Here is a 24949-nt window from a genome sequence, read left to right on the forward strand (position 1 = left end):
GCCCCCCACACCCACACGGGCAAACATGCCTCCAAGGTGGCGATAGAGCGTTCTCAGCTGTATTCCGGTTCGCGCGGCAATGCCGCCGACGGTCAGCCCTTCCCCGGCCAAGGCGGCAACCGTCCGGTCCACGCCCTCAAGGCCCGTGACAGAAATGGGGCGGGTGGGAACGGAGTCATCACCAGGGGCGTCAGGGAGAACGCCGACATCACCGGGGTCCTGGACCGGAAGAGGGTCGGCCACGCCGACCTGGACGTCACCGAAGGCATCGGAACCGCCGACGTCGTCGAAGCCACCGGGAATGAAGCCGGTATCCAGATCCTGAGCTGAGCCGAGATCGCCCCAATTGTCCCAGTCGAACTGGACGTCGTCGAGGCTCGGGAGGCCGAAGTCCAGATCGCCGAGATCCACGGAATCGAAACGGAAGTCGAACTCGTGGACATCGTAAGAGCCGTCCGGGAGGTCACCCAAGCCGAAGTCCTGGTCGGCATTGGGAAGCTGTTCGGGATCGTCGGTGCCTGCCATGAAGACCTGGGTCTCGGCGTCTTCAGCCGTGTGATTCCCGAAGTCGTCGAGCCGATACCGGTAGGTCAGGTCAGCGACGACCTCCTCGACCGTCCGTGGCCGCTCGCCGTTCTTCCCGGGATCGCCAGGCCTGGCCGGCCGCTTGCCGTCCAAGGAATCGGCGAGCCCCCCCGGAAGAACCGGAGACTCCCCCGATACCCTCGTGGGCCCGAAATCGTCGGCGGCACCGTCGGTATCGGCCCGCCCCCCGACATCGACCGCGGGGACCGAATCCCCGGCAAGGTCGGCGGCATGCCGCTCGGCGGCCCGCGCCGCCCGGCGGTCGTCCTCCACCCGCTCCCCGGCCCTGCTCACGTCCATCTCAGCGGAATCGGCGAAATACTCCGCGTCATCGGCCGCAACCCCAGCAGCATGCGCGGCCGCCCGCGCCTCCCGCACGACGGAGTCGGCCTCGCCCCTGGCAGCCACCTCCTCCGCACGCACCCGAGCGGCATGGGCAACCGCCCGCAACCGCTCCGCCTCCTCGCGGGCATCGGCAGCGTCATCACGGAGATCTGCTGCCATGGCGAGCGCAACGTCATCGCTGTCGAGGCCGTACGCGCCGTCCACGGCCCGATGACGAGTGCCGCCGCCGGCTCTCCGGCCGCCACCGGCTCCGGTGTCCTCCCGCCCGGTACCTCCCCCGGAACCCGACACGGGCGGCGCCGAAGAGGACCCACCCGTCCCACCACCCGCCGCGGGAGCCGGAGCATCGTCGTCATCGTCGGAGCCACGCCGCGGACCAGGCCCGCCCCCAGCATCAGAGTCGACGTCGGAGACGTCGTAGAGGTCCACATCTTCATCAGAGTCAGAGTCGGCGTCGTCGTCGGTGACCATCGGCTCAGGCTCGGCCGCTGAGGCCGTGGTGGGCTCCTGACCGATGACGGCGGCGCGGGACACGCCGGGGATGAATCCGGAGAAGTGGGCGCGGGCCACGGCGCCCGCCTCGGCCGGGCTGCTCACCTTCAGAGTGCGGACGACCTCGCGGACGTAATGGGCGGCCCATTTTTCCGTGATGGGCGCGCCGTTGCGCTGTTTGATGCGGTTGGCGATCTCGCGGATGTCCTGCGTATCCCCCAGATGGCGGAAGACCTCGTATATCCGGCCGTCGGCCAGGTCGTTAACGTGGCCCCACGCCTGGGTCAGCTGCTCGTCGGTGAGCTCTACAGCCGGGGCTGCCCGGTCAGGGGCGTCGTCACCCTCCATGGCAAGATCGGGGGTGAGCCCGCTCTCGTCACTGTCTTCATCGTCGGAGTCCGACGAGTCGTCGTGCTCTTCGCGGGGAGCGTCGGACAGCGTCTCGTCCTGGTCTGGCCCTCGGCCGGCTGTGCCGGCTCCAGGACTCTCGGCAGCTTCCAGAGACTGATGGATTTCGTCGACGAGGCGCGCGGTCGAGCCCGGATCGTCGCCATCGAGCCTGCCGACGATGCCGGGCTGGTTCAAGCCCCGCTCGACGACGTCAAGCACTCTGCGCTGGTCGGCCACCGGGTCGGTGGCCGGACCGCCCACGCGGGCGACGGCGGCCGCCACGCGATCGGCCTCTGTCAGAGCCCGACGGAAGATGGCGGTCGCATCCGTCCGAGTCCATACGCCCAGGAGCCCGTAGATCTCGGCGACCACGCCAAGGAACTCCTCCGGCGCCACACCGAGGGCACCGGCGATCTGCCACGGAGGTCGAGGATCCCCATCGAGAAGCTGGAGGATCCGGCGCTGGGAGGGTGCCAGTACCCCCAGACTTCCGTCGCCGACGCCGGGATCGGGGCCGAGAATGCCGCCCGGGTCGGGAACGCGCAGGGCTGTGGCATCGGTGTGGCTGCCGTGGAAGTCGGCCGCGCGGGCAATGGCGCTCACATCACCCTTGTCCGCGCCCAGCCCGCCCAGGTGGTTGCGGATGACGGCGATGTGATGGCTGGCCGTGGACAGCTTCAGCAGCTCGCGGATGTCACCAGACGCCAGCCCTTGCTTCATGAGGTTCAGGACCGTGCGCTGGAGGGGCGTGAGTCCCTTCAGGAATTCGAGGGCGAGTTCGCGAACGCGGTCCTCGACGGTCAGCGAAACACCCGGTTCGCCCTGACGGGGTGCATGGGGCGCAGGAAGCCCGATGGCCCCTTGGCCCTCGCCCTGGGCCGGGGCGGTGTCGGGATGAGGGGGCGGACCTTCGCTGTGGACCGGAAGGTGGCCGACGGCCTGCTCCTGGTCGGGGTGGTTGGTGGGGACGTCCCCGTCATCAATGTCGGAGTCGTCGATGTCCATGGCACCGGGGTCGGCTGCTGCGACCGCGGTGGGCTCCTGGCCACTTGCGGCGGCGCGGGAGACGAAGGGGATGGCCCCGGGGAATACGGCGCGGGCCACTTCGGCGGCCTCTTCGCGGTTCAGCACCCCCAGGCGGTGAATCAGATGACCGATGTCCCGTTTAGTCGTTGCGGGCGATGCGCCGCGTTCATCGCCGATGACCTTGTTGGGCTTATGCACAATGCTGAGGAGCTGGAGCTGGCGCCGCTTCTCGTTGAGGAACCGGGCCCGGACGAGACCCCGTCGCAATCGAGCATCGGGGTCCGGCATCTCGGAGGCGAGGCGATCGTCGGTGAGCCCGGCGGCCTGGGCGACCGCGGCCGCTTCCTCCGGGCTGTTCACGCCGAGGGAGCGGACGATAATCGTCCTGGCGCGGGCGAATGTCATACCCGTTAGTTTCAGGCGCGTACGGATCTCGTCTTCGGGGCGCCCGCGCCCCAAGGCCACGAAGAAGTCGAACTCGCCGTCGGTCAGCTTGCCGATAGCCCGATGTTGCTCGTCGGTGAGTTCGCCGGTGGGGTGGTCGGCGCGTGTGGCCGCGACCCCCTCACGGCGGCCGAGGGCGGGAGCCGGTCCGGTGTCGTCGACCGGAAGGGGGCGGACGACCTGCCGAGAGTCGGTGGCGGGGGCCTCGGGGAGGAAGCCGGCATCACCGGGGTCCCCGGGGTCCAAGCCGTCGGAGGGGTCCTCCACGCCCTCGGACATCCTGTCGGTAGCAGGGCTGGGAGCCTCAGGGAGCCCTTCAGCACCAGCGTCATCGGGGTTCGGGGCCGGGCTGGGCTCTGGAGTGGGGGACGGGCTGCCCGGAATGAGCCCCTCGCGCCTGAAGTACGCCATGAGGGCGGGGTCCCCGGTGTGCTCCCCGCCGGCGCCTGTCTCCCCGAAGGGGAGCATCGCAGGGTCAGTGAAGTCGGCCGGGCCGAAGACCTGGCCGGCGTCGGGGAGCTGGTCGGAGGCCTCGTTGTAGAAGACCTCGATCCGCGCGTCTTCGGCCGTGTGATTCCCGAAGTCGTCGAGCCGGTACCGGTAGGTCAGGTCAGCGGCGACCTCCTCGACCGTCCGGGGCCGCTCGTCGCTCTTCCCGGGATCGCCAAGGGAGCCGAAGCCGGGCCTGGCCGGCCGCTTGCCGTCCAACGAATCGGCGAGCCCTCCCGGGAGAACCGGAGAGTCCCCCGATGACTTCCTGGGACCGATATCGTCGGCGGCACTGTCGGTATCGGCCCGCCCCCCGACCTCGGTGTCGGGGAGAGAGTCCCGGGAGAGATCGGCGGCGTTCCGCTCGGCGGTCTGCGCAGCCCGGCGCTCGTCCTCGGCACGCTCTGCGGCCCTGCTCACGATCATCGCAGCGGAATCGGCGAAGTACTCCGCATCATCGGCCGCGACATCAGCGGCATGCGCGGCGGCCTGCGCCTCCCGCTGGACGGCTTCGGACTCGCCCCTTTCAGCCACCTCTCGCACACGCGCCTCAGCGGCATCGGCAACCGCCCGCAACCGCGCCGCCTCCTCGCGGGCATCGGCGGCGTCCTTGTGCAACACCAGGTCCGGGACCTGTTGATCCGCGGTACCGGACTCCTGAAGGGGCGCCTCGCTCACATCGCGCCTGCGGTGCCTTTCTCTTTCCCGGCCAGAGTGCCCGCCGTGCCGGGAGCGGCGCCCATGGCCCGACTCGTGGTGCCGCCGCCGGTTACCTTCCCCGGAACCCGACGCGGGCCGGGCCGAGGAGGAGCCGCCCCCGGCCGCGGGAGGATCGTCATCATCCGGGCCACGCCGGGGACCGGGCCCACCCCCACCGCCGGAGTAGTCGTAGTCGCCGTCATCAAAGTCGGCATCGGAGTCGGAGTCATCGTCGATGACGATGGGGCCGGCGTCGTCGCCTTCCCTGTCGGAGACGCCGTAGAGGTCAACGTTATCGTCGATGACCATGGGGTCGGGATTGGCTGTTGCGTCCGCGGTGGGCGCCTGGCCCCTTTCGGCGGGGCTGGACCTGCCGGGGACCCATCCGGACGATATGGCGCGGGCCACGGCGCCCGCCGCGGCAGGATCACCCACCCTCAGGGTGCGGACAACCCTGCTGACGTGATCGGCGGCCGTCGTTTTCGAGATGGGCTCGCCGTTGCGCTTTTTGACCCGCTTGGCGATCTCCCCGATGTCCTGCGTGTCCCCCAGATGGCGGAAGACCTCATATCTCTTCCCGTCGCCCAGATCGTCGATTCTGGGCCATACCCGGGTGAGCTGCTCATCGGTGAGTTCCCCATCGGGCGCCACCCGAGCGGGGACCTCTTGGGCGGCGGGAACCAGCCCAGCAGCGACGGCGACGTCGATCGCCTCCTCACGATTCCGCACCCCCAGGCGGCGCACAAGACCGGAGACGCGCTTCTTAACCACGTCGCGAGTCGTGCGGCCCCTGGCAATGGTCTTGTCCTGCTCACGAAGGCGGCCGAGAAGCTTGCGCCCCTCCTCGCCCAGGAACCGGACCCGGATCAGGGCCCGATCCATTCGCGCCTCGGGCGTCAGCTCGGTGGCGGCCCTGTCGTCGGTGAGCCCGGCGGCACGGGCGACGGCGGCCGCCTCCTCGCTGCCGTCCACACCCAGGGAACCGGTGACACGCCCCATGAGAAGGGCGAATCCACGTTGATTCGTCTTGAGCCGGGTGATGATCTGACCGTCGCTGCGCCCGGCCCCCAAGGCCACAAGGCCATCGAACTCGCCGTCGGTCAGCCTGTAGATGTTGCCGACAGCCCGGGCCAGTTGGTCAGCGGTGAGATCTGCAATAAGAACCGCCCGGGCCGGAACCAGCCCAGCAGCGACGGCGGCATCGGCGACGTCGGCCGCCTCGTCGCGGCCCTGCACCCCCAGGCGGCGAACCAGAGCGCGGACGCGCATTCTAACCATGTCGGCATTCATGTTGCCGCCGATTTCTCTGGCGACGATCTCGTTTCGCTCACGAAGGAGGACGAGGAGGTTGCGCTGGTCCTCGTCCAGGAACCGGACCCGGATCAGGGCCCGATCCATTCGCTCCCCGGGCGTCAGCTCGGTGGCGGCCCTGTCGTCGGTGAGCCCGGCGGCACGGGCGACGGCGGCCGCCTCCTCGCTGCCGTCCACACCCAGGGAACCGGTGACACCCCCCATGAGAAGGGCGAATGCGTGGTCCTCCACATCGAGCAGGTTTTTGATGTCATCGTCGCCGCGCCCGGCTCCCAAGGCCACAAGGACATCGAACTCGCGGTCGCTCAGCCTGTAGATGTTGCCGACAGCCCGGGTCATCTGCTCGGCGGTGAGTTCCCCGCCGGGAGCCACCCGGGCCGGAACATGCCCAGTGGCGATGGCGTCGGCGACGTCGGCCGCCTCACCGCGATCCTCCACCCCTAGGCGGTGAACGAGACCGGAGACGCCCTTTTCAACCGCGCTGCGAGTCGTGCGGAGTTCTTTGACGAGGGTCTGGTTTTGCTCACGCAAGAGGCCGAGGAGCTTGTGCGCGTCTTCGTCCAGGAACCGGGCCCGGATCAGGGCCCGATCCATTCGCGCCCCGGCCATCAGCTCGGTGGCGGCCCTGTCGTCGGTGAGCCCGGCGGCAACGGCGACGGCGGCCGCCTCGCCGGGGCCGTCCACACCCAAGGAATCGATGACACCCCCCATAAGGTGGGCGAATCCGCGGACTCTCAGTTTGAACCGGGTGGCGATGTCACCGTCGCTGCGCCCGGCCCCCAAGGCCACAAGGACATCGAACTCGCGGTCGCTCAGCCTGTAGATGTTGCCGACAGCCCGTGTCAGTTGCTCAGCGGTGAGATCTGCAACGGGAGCCACCCGGGCGGGAACCAGGCCAGCAGCGACGGCGGCATCGGCGACGTCGGCCGCCTCGTCGCGGCCCTGTACCCCCAGGCGGTGAACCAGAGCGCGGACGCGCATTCGGGCCCCGTCGAGAGTCGTGCGGAGTTCCCTGGCAATGGTCTTGTCCGGCTGACGAATGAGGCCGAGGAGCCCGGGCTGGTTCTCGTTCAGGAACCGGACCCGGACCAGGGCCCGATCCATTCGCGCCCCGGGCGTCAGCTCGGTGGCGGCCCTGTCGTCGGTAAGCCCGGCGGCAACGGCGACGGCAACCACCTGGTCACGGTCGTCCACACCCAGGGAACCGGTGACACCCCCCATGAGACGGGCGAATGCGTGGTCCTCCACACCGAGCAGGTCTTTGATCTCATCGTCGCCGCGCCCGGCCCCCAAAGCCACAAGGACATCGAACTCGCGGTCGCTCAGCCTGTAGATGTTGCCGACAGCCCGGGTCATCTGCTCGTCGGTCAGTTCGTGGCGGTCGGGGGCGTCGGGGAGTCCGCCGTCCTCGCGGAGGAAGTTGTTTAGGTCGAGGTCAAGCTCTCCCTCCTCGTCCATGCGGTCCACGACGTCCAAAAGGTTCGACGTGTCGTGTTCAGGGGCGTCGGGGAGGAAGCCGGGATCCGGATCCTGCCCTGAACCCGGAGCGGCCCAGTCGAACTGGGGATCGCCGACGTCGTAAGAGCCGTCAGGGAGATAGACCGAGCCGAAGGTCGGGTCGAAGGCGGCAGCCTCGGGGGCGCCGTACTCCGCAGAAGGCGGCGCTGAGGGGAGGAACGTGTCACCGGTGGCGGTCGGATCCTGGCCGTACTGCGCCCCCAACGCATACGGGTCCTCACCATAGGGGTCGGCGACCCAGCCGTCCCCCGGCGCCTGATACCCCCAGGGGTAGCCGCCTTGACCGTCCTCCTCCTGAGAAGCCGACGTCTGATACTGGGTGAACTGCACCTCGGTCGGATACTGGGAGAGCTGCGTCCCCTCCGGGAACTGGCTGGTAGAGCCCTCGGCGAAGTCGTCATAGCCGTCCCGGCCCTCGTACTGGCCGGAGAGGCCGGGCTCCGCGCTGTGGCCGCCGGTGTCGCGGCCGTGGCGGCGCCGGCGCTCGCGCACCATGAAGACCTGCTCTTCGACGGGGCGGTTCCCGATGTCGTCGAGCTGGTGGCGGAAGTTGAGGTCGGCGACGACGTCCTCGACCGTCCGGGGCCGCTCGTCGTTCGTCTTGGAATCGGCCAGGGCGCTGAAGTCGGGCCCGGTCCGGCCATCGCCGTCCACGGGAGCCTTGGGGTCGGCGAGCCCGCCCGGAAGAACCGGCGAATCCCCCAGAGCATCCTCGGGAAGAAGGGCCGAAAGCTCCGGCGGCCCCGACGGCTTCCCCTGTCGCAGGTCACCGGGATCGGCAGACAGGGGCGGAACGCTCTGCGGGAGCCCCGGCACCGGCCCGGTGGAGTCGATAGGCCGCGTGGCAGGCCCATCGGACGCCTGCACAGGACTCGCATGCTCTGTCTCGAGGGAAACGCCCCGGGCGGGGTCGTCGAAGTGCCGTTCGACAGCCTCCTCCGCCCGCCGGACGTCTTCGGCGCGCTGCCCGGCCCTGCTCACGTTCGTCTCAGCGGAATCGGCGAAATACTCCGCATCATCGGCCGCGACCTCAGCGGCATACGCGGCCGCCAGCGCCTCCCGCTGGACGGTTTCGGACTCGCCCCTGGCAGCCGCATCCCGCGCACGCTCCTGAGCGGCATCGGCAACCGCCCGCAGCTCCGCCGCCTCCCGACGGGCATCGGCCACGGCATCGTGCCCAACCAGGTCCGGAACCTGCGAGTCTGCGGCACCGGAATCCTGAAGGGGCACATCGCTGACATCGTGCCTGCGAGGCCCGCTCGAACCCGAGTGCCCACCATGCCGGGGCCGGGAGACGCCCCCATAGCCCGAACCGCGGTCCCGCCGCCGAGTACCTCCCCCGGGACCCGACGCGCGCCGGCCCGAAGAGGACCCGCCCTGCCCGCCCCCGGGCGCGGGCGGGTCGTCATCACGGCGAGAACGGGGAGGACCGCTGTCCGCCACCAGCAGGCCCGCGGTCCCCCGCGCGTTGCGGGCCAGCATGCCCAAGCGCGCCCGCATGCCCTCATACCAGCCCTCCCGGCCGAGCCGGAGGAACTCGGGGCGCAACGCGGTGATCGCGCCTTCCAGCCATTGCACGTCGCGCACCGTCAGCGGGTTGGCGATCCACCGGTTGTTCGCGAAGTCGTAGTAGGTCTCCATCGTCGCCGGGTTCGCGAATCCGCCCAGGTTCGTGGGGTCATAGGGCTCGTTCTCCTCGATCGCCCAGCCGCCGCCGTGGTCGATGCCGATGACCGTTCCGTGTCCGGTGTACAGCAGGTTCTCGGGCCCGCGGTCGGTGTTGGCGATGAGAACGTCCAGCAGCCCCAGCCTGAGTCCGGACGCTCCGGTGAGTTCGGGGAAGTCCCCGCCGAGGCGATCGGTCGCCGACCTGCCGTGCATGTAGTGCATGTACAACTCGTTGTAGCCGACCCGGTAGACGCCGGGGACATCGGCGCCGATGGCGCGACCGACCAGTGAGGCGAGTTGTTCGGCGTCGGCGCGCTGGCGGGCCGACTCGCGTTCATTGGCGACGAACTCGGGGTTCGATTCGGGATCCGAGGTGAATTCGGTGTCCTCAGTGACCTTGTGGACCGCCAGCGTGCCATCACCGAACCGCACGAGTTCGGTGAGTTCATCCTGGCCGCCTCCCTCATGGAAGTCCCATTGTTCGGCGATGCCGGTTTGCGCGGAGTCGACCAGGTCGCCGATTCCGTCGTGGGACCCGTGCCATCCGGCGGGTGCCGCCTGGGTGTGGCTCCCCGCGGACTGCTGGGACTGCGCGGGCGCCGTGGGCGCGTTGCCTTGGTCTGTGTCGCCGGGGTACGCGGAGTAGGGGGCCTGCGCGGTTTCCGTGGTCGAAGCCGCGGGCTGCTGATAGTACGTCGCCGCGGAGGCGTCGTAGGTCGCGTTCGGCCACTGGCTGTACAGGATCTGGTCCGGATCCCAGCTGATCTGCACCTCCGGTGGGTGCTGCTGGCCACCGGACTCCTGGCCGCCGTCCCCGTAAACGTCGTCATCGGCGTAGGGGTAGTGGTCGAACCGGTCGGCGAGGTTGACCCACTGGTCGTTCTCGAAAGCAGCACCCACGTCCTTGAGCGCATCCCGGAAGTCGACCAGGCCCGCCTCCTCGATCGAACGCGGCCGGTCCTTACCCCCCTTGGGATCGATGAGAGGCGAAAGGTCCGGCAGCCTGGGCGGCTTGCCCTGCCACGGATCGTCGCGGACGGCCGGCTCGGAGACGGTCGGCGACTTCGCCGGCGGGTCGTCGTCGTACAGCTCCCGGAGATCCTCGGGAAGACCCTCCTTGTCGATGGTCCCGGTGTCCTTCCGGGGCAGGTCGGCGCTCTCCGTGACCGGAGGCGCCAGAGCATCGGCGAACTCCTTCGCCAACGGTTCCGGGGCCGTCTCCGGGACAGACGTCCCGTCCTGCTCCTTCTGCGTGGCCGGGGCGACGGCATCGTCCGGCCTGCCGGGCACACCGTCCTCGTGGAGGCTGTCCACGTCATTGTCGAAGTCGTACGCGCCATCCACGGCCCGATGACGAGTCCCATGCCCACCGGAACGTCGGCCGCCCCCGCCTCCAGCGTCGTCCCGTCGGGCTTTGCCTCCCGAGTGCGACGGACGCGAACCCGAAGAGCGCCCGCTCCGCCCGCTCCCTGACGCGGGGGCGGGCGGGTCGTCATCGCGGCGAGAACGGGGACGACCGCTGTCCTCCACGAGCAGGCCGGTGGTCCCCCGCGCATTGCGGGCCAGCATGTCGAAGCGCGCCATCATCTCGTCGAACCATTCGGTCCGGCCCAGGCGCTCGAAATCATCGAACAGCCGGGCCAGCCGGGGCCGCATCCAGCGAATATCCGCCCGTGTCAGCGGATTGCGGATCCACGTGTTCCTGTCGAAGTCGTAGAAGGGCCGCATGCCGTCGGTGTAGGCCAGCCCCTCCAAGTCAGTGGGGTCCTCCGGCGTGTCCTCGTACTTGAACCAGCCCTTGCCGTGGTCGATACCCGCAACACGTCCATCGCCCTGATCCAGCCAGTTTCCGGGGTTGCGGTCGCCGTTGGCGATCAGCAGGTCGAGCAGGCCCAGAACATGCCCGTCCCACGTGGTGGTGAGGGGCGACTGCGGGTTGTCGAGGTGGGTGAACCCAGATGCGCCGTGCATGAAGTGCATGAACAGCTCGTACTCGCCGATGCGCAGGACACCGGGGACATTGGCGCCGATGGCGCGGCCGACCAGTGAGGCGAGTTGTTCGGCGTCAGCGCGATCACGGGCACGAATGGTCTCCTCCGTGTCCTTGTAGACCGCCTGCATACCGTTCTCGAAGCGCATGAGTTCGGTTCTGCCGTCGTTACCCTCTGCGTTGAGCGTCTCCTGGCCCACGACGTCGGATGCGGTGGCATCGACGAGGTCCTCAACACCGGCAAAGGACCTGTTCCACTCCCTGAGCAGTGCGACGCGATCGTCCTGGGCCTGCGTGGATTCCTCGGCCGCGGCCGCCGGCTGCGGGTAGTACGTCGCCGCCGAATCGTCGTAGGTCGCGACGGCGTCGTACGTCGCCGCGGTGTCGTCGTAGGTCTCGGTGCGGTACTGGGAGTACTGCACTGTCGTCGGGTACTGGGAAACCTGCGTCCCGGCCGGGTACTGCTGGTCCGAGGTTTCGGCGGGGTCGTCGTAGTCGTCCGTACCTTGGTATTGGCCGGAGCGGCCGGGGTCCGCGGCGTAGCCGTCGGTGTCGTAGCCGTAGCGGTGACGGTCCGCCAGGAAGACCTCGGTCTGTCCGTCTTCGGCCGTGTGGTTTCCGATGTTGTCGAGCTGGTACCGGTAGGTCAGATCGGCGACGAACTTCTCGGCCGTCCGGGGCTGCTCGTCGTTCTTCCCGGGATCACGAAGGGCGCCGAAGCCGGGCCTGGCCGACCGCTTGCCGTCCAAGGAATCGGCGAGCCCGCCCGGAAGAACCGGAGACTCCCCCGATGCCTTCTTGGGCCCGATGTCGTCGGCGGCACTGTCGGTATCGGCACGCCCCTCGACCTCGGTGTCGGAGAGCGAGTCCCGGGAGAGATCGGCGGCGTGCCGCTCGGCGGCCCGCTCCGCCCGGCGGGCGTCCTCGGCACGCTCCTCGGCCCTGCCCACGGTCAGCTCAGCGGAATCGGCGAAGTACTCCGCATCATCGGCCGCGACATCAGCAGCATGCGCGGCCGCCCGCGCCTCCCGCACGACGGCTTCGGACTCGCCCCTGGCAGCCGCATCCCGCGCACGCGCCTGAGCGGCATCTGCAGCAACCCGCAACCGGGCCGCCTCTTCGCGGGCATCGGCCACGGCATCGTGCGCAGCCAGATCCGGGACCTGCTGATCCGCAGTAGTGGAGTCCTGAAGCGGTGCTTCACGGACATCGTGCCTGCGATGCCCGCCCGAGCCCGAATGCCCACCATGCCCGGAGCGGCCCCCATGACCCGACCCGTGATGCCGCCGCCCCGAGCCGTGACGGTCGCTGCGGTGATCACGATGCCGGTCGTCGCGGTGCCTGTCACGCCCGCCAGAACCACCACCGCTTGAACGATGCCCGGACGGGCCTCCCCCGCTGTTCTCCGCCAGAAGGCTGGTGGTCCCCCGCGCATTGCGGGCCAGCATGTCGAAGCGCTCCATCATCTCGCCGAACCAAGCGGTCCGGCCCAGGTGCTCGAAATCATCGAACAGCCGGGCCAGCCGGGGCCGCAACCACCGGATGTCGTCCCGGGTCAACGGATTGCGGATCCACCGGTTCGCGTCGAAGTCGTAGAAGGGCCGCATGCCGTCGGTGTAGGCCAGTTCCCCCAGGTCGGTGGGTTCCTCGGGCGGGTCCGAATACTTCTTCCAGGCCTGGGCGTGGTCGATACCCGCGACCCGGCCGTCGCCCTGGTCCAGCCAGTTTCCTGGGCTGCGGTCACCATTGGCGATCAGCAGGTCCAGCAGGCCCAGAACATGCCCGTCCCACGTGGTGTAAAGAGGGGACCGCGGGTTGTCGAGGTGGGTGAACCCAGATGCGCCGTCCATGAAGTGCATGAACAGCTCGAACTCTCCGACGCGCAGGACACCGGGCACGTTGGCGCCGATGGCGCCGCCGACCAGCGACGCGAGCTGTTCGGCGTCGGCACGCTCACGGGCACGCGTGGTCCCCTCGGTGTCCTTGTAGACCGCCCGCACGCCGTTCTCGAAGCGCATGAGTTCGGTGTTGCCGTCGTTACCGTCTTCGACGAGCATCCGCTGGTCCGCGACGTCCAACTGGACGGTGGCGACGAGGTCCTCAACACCGTCGAAGGACCGGTTCCACTCCCTGAGCAGCGCGGCGCGCTCATCATGAGCCTGCGCGGTCTCGCCGGTCGGAGTCGCCGACCGCTGGTACTGCGTCGCCGACGAGTCGTCATAGACCGCGGAGTCGTCGTACGCCACCCCGGAGTCGTCGTAGGTCGCGGTGGAGTACTGCGGCGTCGTCGGGTACTGGCTGACCCGCGTCCCCGGCGGGTACTGGCCACCGGAGCCGTCATCGTAGCCCCCGTAGCCGTCGTCACCGGCGTAGGAGTCGAACCGGTCGGCGAGGTTGACCCACTGGTCATTCTCGAAAGCAGCACCCACGTCCTTGAGCGCATCCCGGAAGTCGACCAGGCCCGCCTCCTCGATCGAACGCGGCCGGTCCTTACCCCCCTTGGGATCGATGAGAGGCGAGAGGTCCAACGGCCTGGGCGGCTTGCCCTGCCGAGGATCGCCGGGGCGGGCCGACTCCGAGACGGTCGGCGACTTCACCGGCGGGTCGTCGTACAGCTCCCGGAGATCCTCGGGAAGACCCTCGTCGTGGGTGTTCTCGGTGCCCGTCCGGGACGGGTCGGTGCTCTCCGTGACCGGAGGCGCCAGGGCCTCGGCGAACTCCTTTGCCAACGGGGTCGGGGCCGTCTCGGGGGTCGGCGATCCTTCCGGGAGGGGTGTCCCCTTCTGCTCGTTCTCCGTGGCCACGACCGTGGCATCGTCCGGCCTGCCGGCCGCACCGTCCCCGCGCGGTGCGGGCCGGGGCGATGCTTCGGGCGCGCCGTCGCCGCGCGGGGCGGCGGCGTTGGGCCGCGAGGCTCCCGCGCCGTCGCCGCCTTGGGCGGGCGGGGGTGCCATCGCCACAACAGGCGGGGCACCCGCGACACCCGGGGCGGCCCCGGGGGCGTCGGAAGCGGGCCCGTTCTCCCCGATGTCCTCGCCCTGCGGTGGCCCGGCGACCTCCTCGGGCCCCTCGACGGGTCCTCCGTCGAGGATCGGCACGTCCACTGCGTCGTCGTCCCCGGGCCGGGGCTGGGACGGGTCGTCGGCGTGCGGGGGCGGGGCGTGCTCGGGGCCGCTGTCCGCCGCGTCGGGGGTACGGTTCGGTCCCACGTCGGATGGGGTCTCGGCGGGCGGGGGAGCGGGGGCGTCCACGGACGTGCGCGGCGGGGTGGCGGGGTTGTCCGCGTCCTGCGGACCACCCTCTCCGGACCGTTCGGCGTGCGGGGTGTCGATCGGCGAGCTGCCGTGCTCGCCGGCGCCGGGCGGCGGCGCCGGGTGCCCGGGGGTCTCCGGTGGCGGGGTGGGGCGTGCGTTGTCGCCGGTCTCCGGCGGGGTCCTGTGTTCGGAGGGCGTATCGGGGGCGTCGTCGGCGAGGTCGTCGGAGTCGGGGCGGTCGACGCGCTCCGGGGCTCCGTCGGTGCCGGCGTTGTCGGCCGGGCCACCACGGCCGTCCGGTTGACCGGGACGGCCTTCGCCTGCGGCCCCGCCCTGGCCGCCTGAGCCGCCGCGGTCGGCCGGGGAGTCGTTGCCGGGGGAACCCGAGTCGCCCTTGACCGGCTCGGGATCGGATTCCATGGCCGGCGGCGGTGTGGGGGAACCGAGCGCGTCCGGTCTGGACGAGAACAGGCCCTCCAGTGCCTCCAGCCCTTTGAGCCCGCCGATCGTGCCGCCCATGGCGATCAGCGAGTTGGTGACCCCGGCGACGGCCGTCATGCCGGTCACCTTGAACTCGTGCTCGGGGGTGAGGATCATGTTGCTCAAGCCCTCGCCCAGGACGTTGGACGCCGCCCCCTCTGCGGGGTTGGTGAGCCACTGCGCGGCCATGCGCCGCCAGTCCTCGCCGAACTGCGACAGGCTACGGCCGACTCCGTCAGGCAGGTCACGGGAGAGGAACGTGTTCACCTCCGGCGTCAGCCGGCCCCCGGGGCCGCCGGGGGCATTGTCGAGCACCTTGGCCAGGGAGTCGCCGATCTCGTGGCGGCCCCAGTTGGCGGTGAACGCGTCGGCGTAGTCGCGCCCCAGGTTGCGGGCGGCGTCGCGGCCGATCTGGTCGCCGAAGTTCTTCGCGAACACGTTGCCCATGTCGTCGCGGAACCGGTTCACGGTGGCGATGTTGTCCCATGGGCGCGGGTGGCGCCCGAACGGCTGCATCAGGTCGTGGACGTTGCGGCCGAAGACATGGGAGAGCTCGTCGATGAGTTTGGGCGGGAGGTTGCGCCCGCCCCCGGGGGGCGGCGTTTCGGGGAGGTCGCGCGTCCCACCCCCGGCGGGCGGGGGCTGGGCATCGCGCGTCGGCGGTGGCGGGGTGTCGCCCACCGGAGGCGGCGGGCCCCCGTCGGCACCGCGGTCCGGCGGTGGAACGGGGATCGGCCCGTCCCCGGGGACGTCGTCGGGGTCGCCCTTCTGGCCGCCCGGCGGCCCGGCTTCGACGTCGCGGTCCCCCTTGGGCGAGGGAGCGCCGTCCGGCGTCGGGCTTCCGTCCGGCACGTCTTTACCGTTGCGCGGGGGTGGAAGGGGCGTATCCTCCCCGAGCCCTCTGCCGACGCCCGGGGGAGGTGCCGGGTCCGGCCCGCCTTTGTTCAGGTTGAGGTTGATGATGTCGCCGAAGTCGTTGCCGAAGACGTCGGCGACCTTGTCGCTGACCTTGTTGAGGAACCCTCCGGCAACGCCGTCGAGGGCGCCTCCGACGACGGCATCAAGTGTGAACTGGTCGTTGTTGCCGTCCGCGATGCCGAGGGCGACCAGGTTGCGCTGGATGAGCTGGTCGAGTGCCAGTGCGAGGGCGGTGTTATACGTCGTGTGCGCCAGCAGCTGGGTGATCAGGAAATTGATCAGACGCTGGATGGCGAGGCTGGTGATCCGTTTGAGGAGGGGGATCGTGGTCAGGCTGGCGCCGAAGGTGAACTTGGCCATGAGTATGGCCGTTTTGATCTCCACGAGGAGCTGGACGAGCTGCCCGATGATCATCCGCTTCGTGTACGCGACCTGTTCGCGCACTTCCCCGACGAATTCGGCGAGCTGGCGCAACCCGTCGGATGTGATCTTTACGTAGTTGGTCTCCCCTGTCGTGAACTTGTCGATCGATTCCTCGTAGAATTCGGCGGCCTGGCTGTCGAAAGAGGAGCGCACCCGGCGTTTGACGGAGGTGATGAGCGGCGGAACCTCGGTTTCGAGCCGCGTGGCCCCGCGTTTGAGGGCATACTCGAGCTCGGCCAGCAGTCTCTCGTCCGCGGTGAACCATTTCGAGCCCGTCAGTGCCTCTAAGAGGCCTGCCAGTGGTCCCGGAAGCTCCCCCTCCATGGCCGCTTACCCGCTACGTCCGGATCCGGCCGCCGCCGGGCATGTTGTTGGCCAAGTCGTTGCCCAGATCGAGGGATCGATCATCGGCGTCGCGGAGGTCTTCGGCGTTCTTGACGGTGTTCTCGCCCGCAATTTCAAGGGCATCGGCGAGCTCCTCGCCGGCGTCCCCGGTCTGTTCGAACGCCGGGCGGAACTTCTCATCGCCGATTTTGGCGATTTCATCGCCGTGGCCCCAGGCGAGGCGGTGGAGCCGCTCGACCTCGTCCCGGACCTCCTTCATGATGCTATTCCTGACGAGGTCGGCCGGCTCCTGCGTCAGCGCTCCGAACTCGCGCATGCGTTCGGGGTCGGCGAACATGCCATTACTGGACATGGCAACTCTCCTTTCAGCGTTTCGAGGGTCTGGGTCGTCGGTGCGGGCGGGCCGCAGCCTCAGTTGCCGGGGCGGCCCGGCCCGGGAAGGTCGAGGCGGTCCAAGCCGAGGTCGACCAGCATCTTCGCGGGGTCGAACCCGCCCTCCCGGGCGGCCTTCATATCGATCCCCTCGGGGGCGAAGGGGGCATAGGCCTCCAGCACCCGGTCCTGCATCGCGTCGCGGGCACGCTTGAAGACGTCCAGGACGGCCGCCGACAATTCGGCCGGCGGCATCGACTTGTAGGCGTTGGTGCGGAACTTCAACTCCACCAACTCACCCTCAGCGTTCACCTTCGCGCTGATCCCCCGATCCTTGGAGACGGCCTCTTCGGTTGCCGAGGCCAGGCTTGCGCTTGCCTTGATGAGCTTCTCCTGGTCCTCCCGTAGCCGTGCGAGTTCCTGTTCCATTTCCTGCGAGAACGTGCTCATCGGGGTCTCCCTTCGTGACATCGCCGGGGCCTGGGCGCCCCAGTACCGAGATCTTGTCGCCCGCGCTGGTGCCCCAGACGCGTTCGTCCTCCGACAGGTAGGAGGTACGGTTGCGCGACTGGTCGCCCTGGCCGGCGCCGCCGCCCATGCCCCCCATGCCGCCGCCCATGGGCGGCATCATCGGCGGCATCCCGCCGCCGCCCATGCCCCCGCCGTAGCCGCCCAGGCCGCCGAAGTTGCCGCCGCCCTGGCCGCTGCCGCTGCCGTTGACCGCGCCGGTGTACGCCTCGTTTTCCGAGGGGTCGCTGCGCAGGTCTCCGCCGCCGCCCGTGACGCCGTTGGCGTCGGGCTGGGGCTCGGGGGTCGGGTCGGTGGCGGGGTTCTCCCATCCGTTACCGATGGAGTACGAGGGGGGCGGCGTCCCCTCGCCCTCGCCGTTGCCGTTGTCACGGCCCAGGGAGTCGCCGAGGCCGCCCCCTCCGGCGTCGGGGCCGGAGTTCAGCTGCTCTTCGAGGTCGGCGGCCTGCTGGTCGTAGTACTCCTCCAGCTGACTCCGGTAGTTCTCCTCGGCCGACGAACCCTCACCGTCATCCCCCTGGCCACCGTCACCGCCCAGATCCCCGCTATCGGAGTCGGGGCCGGAGTTCAGCTGCTCTTCGAGGTCGGCGGCCTGCTGGTCGTAGTACTCCTCCAGCTGACTCCGGTAGTTCTCCTCGGCCGACGAACCCTCACCGTCATCCCCCTGGCCACCGTCACCGCCGAGGTCGCCGCTGTCGCCGTCCGGTCCGGAGGCGAGGTCCTCCAGCTCCTGGCTGCGCTGGTCGTAGTACTCCTGGAGCTGCTCCCGGTACTCCTCCAGCTCCGGCGAAGGGTTCCCGTTCTCGTCAGTGATGCCGTTGACGTTCTCCCGCAGGCGGTCGAGGTTGTCCTGCTCCTGGTCGGCGTACTCCTGGACGCGCCGCTCGTACTCGGCGGCGGCGTCGCCGTCATCGTCGCCGAGGTCGCCACCGCTGCCTTCCGGGCCCGACTTGAGGTGCTCGAGGTCCTCGCGCTGGTTCTCGTAATACTCGTCCAGCGCCTGCTGGTACTCCTGCTGCGCCGGGGTGAGCGCCTCGCCGTCGCCGGTGCGGCCGTCGCCGTCGGGGTCGGGCGAGTCGGCCATGAGCCGGTCGAGGTCGCCGGTCTGCTCGTTGTAGTACTCCTGAAGGCGCTGCTCGTACTCCTCGGCCGAGGGCTGGTCTCCGTTGCCGCCGTCACCGCCGAGGTCACCGCCGCTGCCGTCCGGGCCGCCGTTCATCTCCTGTTCGAGGTCGCGGGAGGCCTGGTCGTAGTAGTCGTCCAGCTGCTGGTTGTAGCGGTCCTCCGACGACCGGCGGTTATTGGAGTTGCTCCCGCCCCCGCCTCCACCTCCGCCGCCCAGGAACCCGCCACCGCCGTTGGGGCCGTTCATCTCCGATTCGAGGTTGTCGGCCTGGTCGTTGTAGTAGTCGTCCAGCGCCTGGTTGTACCGGTCTTCCGAGGGCGGGCCGTCGTTCTCCCCCGAATCGCCGCCGTCGTTTCCGCCATCGCCCCCGAGGTCGCCCCCACTGCCGTCAGGGCCGGACTTCAGGTCCTTGATCGCGTCGCCGTAGTAATCGTCAACGGCCTGGTTGTACTCGTCCTCCTTGCTGGGACCGTCGTTGCCCCCGCCGCCGTTGTCGCCGAGATCACCCTCACTGCTATCGGGCCCGTTATTCGCTTGATCCTCAAGGTCTTTGAGCGCGTCGTTATAGTAATCTTCGAGGGCTTGGTTGTATTTTTCCTCCGCACTGGAAGCGCCGTCGTCTTCGCCATTGTCACCTCCCCCATCATTGTCGCCATCTTTATTTTGGTTCATCAAATCCTTGAGATTTTTGATCTCCTCTTCGTAGTACTTTTTGAGGAGGTTCTCGTACTCGATCTGCTCCGGGGACTTCTTGCCGTCCCCGTTATCGTCGTCGCCCCCGAGCCCGCCGCCGCTGTCGGATCCGCCCGTCGAATCAATGTCGGAATCCTCGATCGGGTTGTGCTTGAAGATCGTGGCCTGTTTGGAGTAGGACTCCTGGATCGCCGCCAAGCGCTCGGAGGCGCCCTTCATGAATGGGCCGAGGGTGTCGATCCAGTTCTTCTTGATCTCCGACTGGATCTTGTCCCAGGTGTCGGCGGAGTTGGCCGGACCGTAGCCATCGATGTGAGTGGTCTTATCGCCCTTGCTCAGAGAGGCGATTCCGTAATTCTTACCGAACCAGTTTCTGATCGCCTCGCGGGGATGCGAGCCCTCGTCGTCCACCCACTCGTTGTACAGCCGGCGAAAGTCGTCCGCCGCCCACGGCTGGACCGCCGCCCGCGTGTCCCGCAGCGCCTCGGGGTAGGGGGACATCTGTTCCCCCAGCAGGTCCAAGCGCAGCCGCAGGCTGATCAGGCCCCCGACGAACGCTTCCGCGGCCTTACCTTGGAACGCCTCGCCGACATTGTCTTCCCATGTCTTCACATCGCTGACGATGCCTTGCAGCGTCTCCTTCAGGTACGAGAGATCGTCGGCGAGTTCGATGAACTTCTTCTCGTCATACGAGGAGCTCTTGACGGAGGGGACCCCCAGCGGACCGTTGAGGATGCCCTTCATGTTGTCAACGAAGTTCTGCCATGCGGGTTGCCCGAGGAATGCCCAGTTGAAAGTGATGCCGGAATAATAGGTGTGCGAAGTGGTGGTGTCTTCGGTGTTGCTACCACCGCCTCTCGCGTCCTGAATAGCGCTTGAAGATTCGCCTTTTTCTGTCGTGACAAATCCCGACTCCAGGTACCAGTCGAGGCCGTCGGGTGACTTCTGGTCGGATTTGTAGTGGGAGAACCAGTCGGCTTCGATGACCGCCTCGGGCGTGATCATCGGCGGGACCGCCGAACCCAGTGACTTGTCGGCGAAGACGTTCAGTACGAGGTGGAGTTCGGGTGAGATCGCGACATGCTCAGGCGCACCTACACCCGGTGCAGACGGATCCTCAGTGCCCGCATCTTCGTTGCCCTCCTCCCAAAGTTGTTCTTCCTTCGCTTCGGGATCCTTCGGCATTTCCCCTCCTCACACTTCCCCACACCCGATACATCCGCACTGCCGCACGGCACTGCGGGGTTCCCCGACTTCCTACGACGATCTCCGCCGAGGCAGGAGCGCCGAACTTCCTCTCGTCTCCGCACTAAATGAAGGACTCGCAGCCAGCGACTTCACGTATCGTCCTCATCACTCGTGGAGTCAGACGTGGAGTCAGAAGAACCGAGGGAGTCAGACGACGACCCGGAGGAACCGGAAGAGGACATTACCCAGTTCAACTGCTCTGCGGTCAGAACGGAATCCTCCTCGGTCTTTCCGAATTCGACCTCGAAACGCTGCAGCCGGGATTTGATGCCGTCGAGTTCATCAATGAACTCCTGAAGCTTCTCATATATGGCATTCACATTCGAGTTAACGAGATAGGATATGTCGCCGGCAACGGGAAGGAGCTCGGGGTTTCCAGCGCGGATACCCTTAAGAGAAATCGAACCGTTTTTCACTTCGGATTCATCGACGTACTTCTCGTAAAATACGTTCCTCTTCTTTTCGAGTTCATCCTGCAGCCCTTGCAGATTTCCTTCGCGGAATTTGCGCAGGTAGCCGAGGGTGATCTTGGTCTGCTCCGCCATGCTCGCTCTCCTCGCTCTTCTTCCGCGTCGGCCGGGCGCACCGGTCGCCGGCGGGGGGATAGTCGGATATTTCTCTCGGCGGCGGAGCAGCGCTGAGCCCCGCATTGATAGGGGCGTCAGGATTGGGTGTAGTGGAAGATGGTGACGGGTTTTGCCTGGTGGAAGATCGTGGGGTTGAGCTGGTTCATCCACTCGCTGGAGTTGACCAGGTTCTCGTCCTCCACGTTCAACATGCCGGTCCTCGTGCCGCCGAAGACGCCGATCATGTTGTTCATCCCGTTGACGATGAGCCGCAGCTCCTCCAGCCACTTGGCCAGCGCGGTCTCGAAGCTCTGCTCGGCGCCGCCGCCCCACGTGCCTCGCAGGCGGTCGCGCAGGGAGTCCACCTGGGTGTAGACCGCGTGGCACTCCTCATAGGCCGCCTCCATCGCCTCACGGCCCGTGCTCATCCCGAGTTCGGTACTGGTGGTCAGACTCATGTCCACCGCTCCTTCCGGCTTATGGGACGCAAACCCCCGTGCCGCGGTGATGGCGCGGCCACTCACTCTCCCCCTGCTCACAACGCCCACCCGCGGCATGCACATAGGTGAACGGCAGATGTTCAGATCAATGGTTTCGGCGAATTGCACGTCTGATGCGGGGATCCGACGGTATTCAGCCCGACGGCTCCGTTCCCCCGCGCCTGCGGGTGCGTCCGATATGGAACACCATGCCGTCGCGGCATAGTCAACTTCAGGCACAGGAGACCTCAATGCCGCTGGCCGCCAACAATGCCGTTACGGCACGGATTCCATCGGTTCCGAGCACATGGGCTCACTTAGCGGTAACGCTCGCCGACTTTTCCGGCATGCCGTTGCGGCACGGTCAGGATGTTTCGCGTGACATACGACACTTTCTCTCCCGGCGACAATTCCGGGGCCCGACGCACACCGCGCCGACCGGACGACGCGCGCCCGGACGGTGATCGGTAGGGGCGGTGGCCCCCACTCACGTCACCCCGTCGGCAGTGGGGATCGGGAGGGACGGGGGCGAGCAGAGGGAGAGATGCTGAACCGGCTCTCGGTGATGTCCTGACCGCTCACGGGTGCGCTGCTTCCGCCGGTGGAAACGCAGCCGGGAAGTCGGTCAGCGACCGGTCAGCGGACGTCGCAACGCAGCGTCCAGTCTTCGCAGGAGCTCGCCTGCCCGGCCGCGTCCACCCGGTGCCTCGGGGTAGCGAGCCAGCACGCTTACCACGACCGGGGTGGCCAGGGCCCGTGCCCTCTCGATGTGGCCGGTGCCGATCTCGGGGGAGTCGCCGGCGTCGAGCTCGAATGCGCAGGCCGCATGCGCGGCCGATCCGAGGATGTGCAGGACCTGGGTCGCCTTCGCCAGGGGGTGGAGGAACGCCGCACCGGCCGCGGCGACGGCCGCGCGGGCGGCCTCGCTCGCCGCGGCCTGCCCGGCATCGCGCGCCTCTTGATAGGCCCGGTGTGCCGGCCTCTCGAGCCACGGCCGCCCCCGTGTGGGCCCGCCCCCACGGGGGCGGGCCCGGATCGACGGATGCGGGGGAGGCGTGTCAGCCGGCCTTTTCGCGGAGTGATCGCTGTTCGCGCGCCAGTGTCCGCTCGATGCGCCGCAGGACGTCGAGCTGGGCGGGGTTGAACAGGTCGCCCAAGGCCGACCGGATCGTCTCGGTGGTGAACTTCGGGTTCCTCGACACCATGTTCGCGGGGTCGTGCAGCTCCGGGTGGGCGGTGAGGACGTCGCGGCTGATCGGGAGCAGGCGTTCGGCGAGTTCGCTGCGGGTGGCCTCGTCGGCGTCGGCGGGCAGGTCCGTGAACTCGGCGTCGGCGGGCTCGGCCTTGTAGTGGCGCAGCAGCTCGATGTAGGACTCCAGCGCCCGCGGCCCGAGCAGGCGGGTCCAGACCGCGGCCAGCGAGCGGGCGGCTCCGCTGAGGCCGACCTCCGTGGCGGCCATGGCCACCTCGGGCGGCAGTTCGGTGAAGCCGGATCTGCGCGCCACCAGCGCCAGCTCGGTGCGCACCCGCTGAAGGCGCCGGACCGTTTCCGCCAGCTCGGCGTCCAGGGTGCGCAGCGCCTGGTCGGGGCGGGCGCCGGTGTCGTCCATCTCGGCGATCTGGGCCAGGGAGAACCCCAGTTCGGACAGCCTCTTGATGCGCATCAGGCGCACCAGGTGCGTCACTCCGTAGCACTTGTAGCCGTTGGCACGCCGCTCCGGCTCCTCCAGCAACCCCACCTCGTGGTAGTGCCGCACCGCTCGCAGGCTGGTGCCTGCCAACTCGGCCAGCTCGCGGGTACTCCAGGCCATGACCGCCCCTCCTCGGAGAACAAACGGCCGGCACGTGCGTGCCGCCGGTACCGTCATTCCAGACCATGACGCAACGGCAAAGTCAAGCGCGGCGATGGTCGAAGGTAGGCCGGCTCCCCCTCTGCCTGTCCCGGAAACAACGAAGGCCCCCACCTCACGAAGACGGAGGAGGAGGCCGGAGAGGGGACGTGGCTCATGGCCGTGCTCCCGCCCCGCGGGAAGCGGTGCCCCGCTGCCGCCTCCACCACCGCCGCGCTCTGCCTTGCCGAGTCGCCCTGCCCGACGAGACCCGCGTGACAGGGGGATGTCCCCGCGACCGACGTTTCGCCGTCTGCGGTGACGCGTCCCATCCCATCCGGTGCCCGGTGGACGGGGCGCTTCTCCTTCTCGTCCGTGTTCGTGGGGCCGCGGTGCCAATTGCGAAGAGAGCCGGACTCCATGTGGATCTCGGGTCGATTCAGGGGTCCGTTCCGACGTGGGGGTGGGGTGCCACGTCATCGCACGGAGCGGGCCGATGGGGGATCCGTGTCGCGGGCGGTCGAGGCGCTGCGGGCGTCGGAGGGCGCAATTCCGTGAAAGTCGCGGAATGCGCGGGTGAAGACCGCGTGGTGGGAGAAGCCCCAGCGCGTGGCGATGTGGCGCACGGGGGTCCCGCTCTGGCGGGGATCGGCGAGATCTCGACGTGCCCCCTCCAGCCGCTGGGAGCGGATCGACGCCATGACCGTGGATTTCCCCTCCTCCCGGAAGAGCTGGTGCAGGTGGCGGGTGGAGATGTGGTGGGCCGCGGCGATCATGGCCGGGTCCAGGCCGGGGTCGTGCAGGTTCTGGCGGATGAAGGCCTGGATGCGCAGGACCAGGCTGCGCCGGCTGGGCTCGGGGGCCAGGGCTTCATCCGCCTCCAGGGTGTGTGCGAACAGGGCCGAGACCAGATCTCCCAGCACGGTGGCCAGGTTCCGCCCGTCCCCGGGGGTGAGGCCGTGGGCGGTGGAGGTGAGACGGCTGATGAACCCGGCCAGCGCAGAGCCCATCCCCTCGCGGTAGGACATCGGCCGGTCGATGACCTTGGCCACGAGCCGGTCGGGCAGCCCGACCGATTCCCTGGGGAGCTTTATCCCGATGGCCGAGAAAAGACTTTCGGCGTTGGTGGCCGCAAGGCCGAACGGTCGTGACAAGTCAAGGGCGAAAATCTGGCCGGGAACGTAGGACGTCTGATGGCGCCCCCAATCCGTGGTGACCGTGCCGTCCACGATGAGCCCGAGGTGGTAGTCGCCCGGGTCCCCGGCCCGGATCAGCCGCGGTGTCCTGCTGAAGGCAGTGGCGTGGAGGGCCGTCGGCCAGACCAGTGCCCGGCCGAGCGTCAGGTTGCGCTGGCGGAACCTGAAGTCGTCGGTGTGGTCGGTTGTGACCCTCATCGGCGAGTAGCTTCCGCCCATCCAGTCGTGGAACCGGGCGAAGCGTTCAGCGCGGGGGAATTCCTCGCTGGTGAAGGTTTCCTCGATCACCGCGGCTCTCCTCGGGGTCGTGTTTCTCCGTCCGATACCGGGCCGAGCGGCGTGATCGCCGCGCGCCCCGGGGCCCATCCGTAGGTGTGCCCGCCGCTGGGTCGCGGGTTCCTTCACGCGTTGTAGCGCGTGCGGTCCTCGACGGAGAGGGCGCCCCATTGTCCGGGCGTCTCCAAGCCGCGGCCAGTGGTCCCAAGGGATATTCGGCCACAGCCGAAACCGTCCCGCGCGACCGGGCCCGTTCCTT

Annotated in this window: 8 protein-coding genes; all 8 read right to left on the bottom strand. The window is 68.6% G+C overall.

Going from position 1 to position 24949, the window contains the following annotated elements:
- On the bottom strand, positions 1 to 16356 hold a 16356-nt coding region (locus tag ACFOVU_RS09170; protein ID WP_449289733.1), incomplete at its 3' end, for a WXG100-like domain-containing protein.
- Between the two features lie 13 nt (positions 16357 to 16369).
- Positions 16370 to 16714, bottom strand: a complete 345-nt coding sequence (locus ACFOVU_RS09175; RefSeq protein ID WP_378531828.1) for a hypothetical protein — start codon at positions 16712 to 16714, stop codon at positions 16370 to 16372.
- Between the two features lie 74 nt (positions 16715 to 16788).
- Positions 16789 to 17133, bottom strand: coding sequence for a YbaB/EbfC family nucleoid-associated protein (locus ACFOVU_RS09180; RefSeq protein WP_378532809.1), 345 nt, complete (start codon positions 17131 to 17133; stop codon positions 16789 to 16791).
- Positions 17051 to 19840, bottom strand: a complete 2790-nt coding sequence (locus ACFOVU_RS09185) for a hypothetical protein (RefSeq protein ID WP_378531830.1) — start codon at positions 19838 to 19840, stop codon at positions 17051 to 17053. The genes ACFOVU_RS09180 and ACFOVU_RS09185 overlap by 83 nt, the downstream gene beginning before the upstream one ends.
- Before the next feature lie 593 nt (positions 19841 to 20433).
- Positions 20434 to 20889 carry a hypothetical protein gene (locus ACFOVU_RS09190; protein WP_378531832.1) on the bottom strand — a complete coding sequence of 152 codons (456 nt, stop codon included), beginning with the start codon at positions 20887 to 20889 and terminating at the stop codon, positions 20434 to 20436.
- Between the two features lie 116 nt (positions 20890 to 21005).
- Positions 21006 to 21368, bottom strand: coding sequence for a WXG100 family type VII secretion target (locus ACFOVU_RS09195; RefSeq protein WP_378531834.1), 363 nt, complete (start codon positions 21366 to 21368; stop codon positions 21006 to 21008).
- Between the two features lie 1079 nt (positions 21369 to 22447).
- Positions 22448 to 23200, bottom strand: a complete 753-nt coding sequence (locus ACFOVU_RS09200) for a MerR family transcriptional regulator (RefSeq protein ID WP_378531836.1) — start codon at positions 23198 to 23200, stop codon at positions 22448 to 22450.
- 494 nt (positions 23201 to 23694) lie between these two features.
- A complete protein-coding gene (locus ACFOVU_RS09205; RefSeq protein ID WP_378531838.1) occupies positions 23695 to 24702 on the bottom strand; it encodes an AraC family transcriptional regulator in 1008 nt (335 codons plus the stop codon).
- Positions 24703 to 24949 lie beyond the last annotated feature (247 nt).

Source organism: Nocardiopsis sediminis, from assembly GCF_042650565.1.
GTDB lineage: Bacteria > Actinomycetota > Actinomycetes > Streptosporangiales > Streptosporangiaceae > Nocardiopsis_B > Nocardiopsis_B sediminis.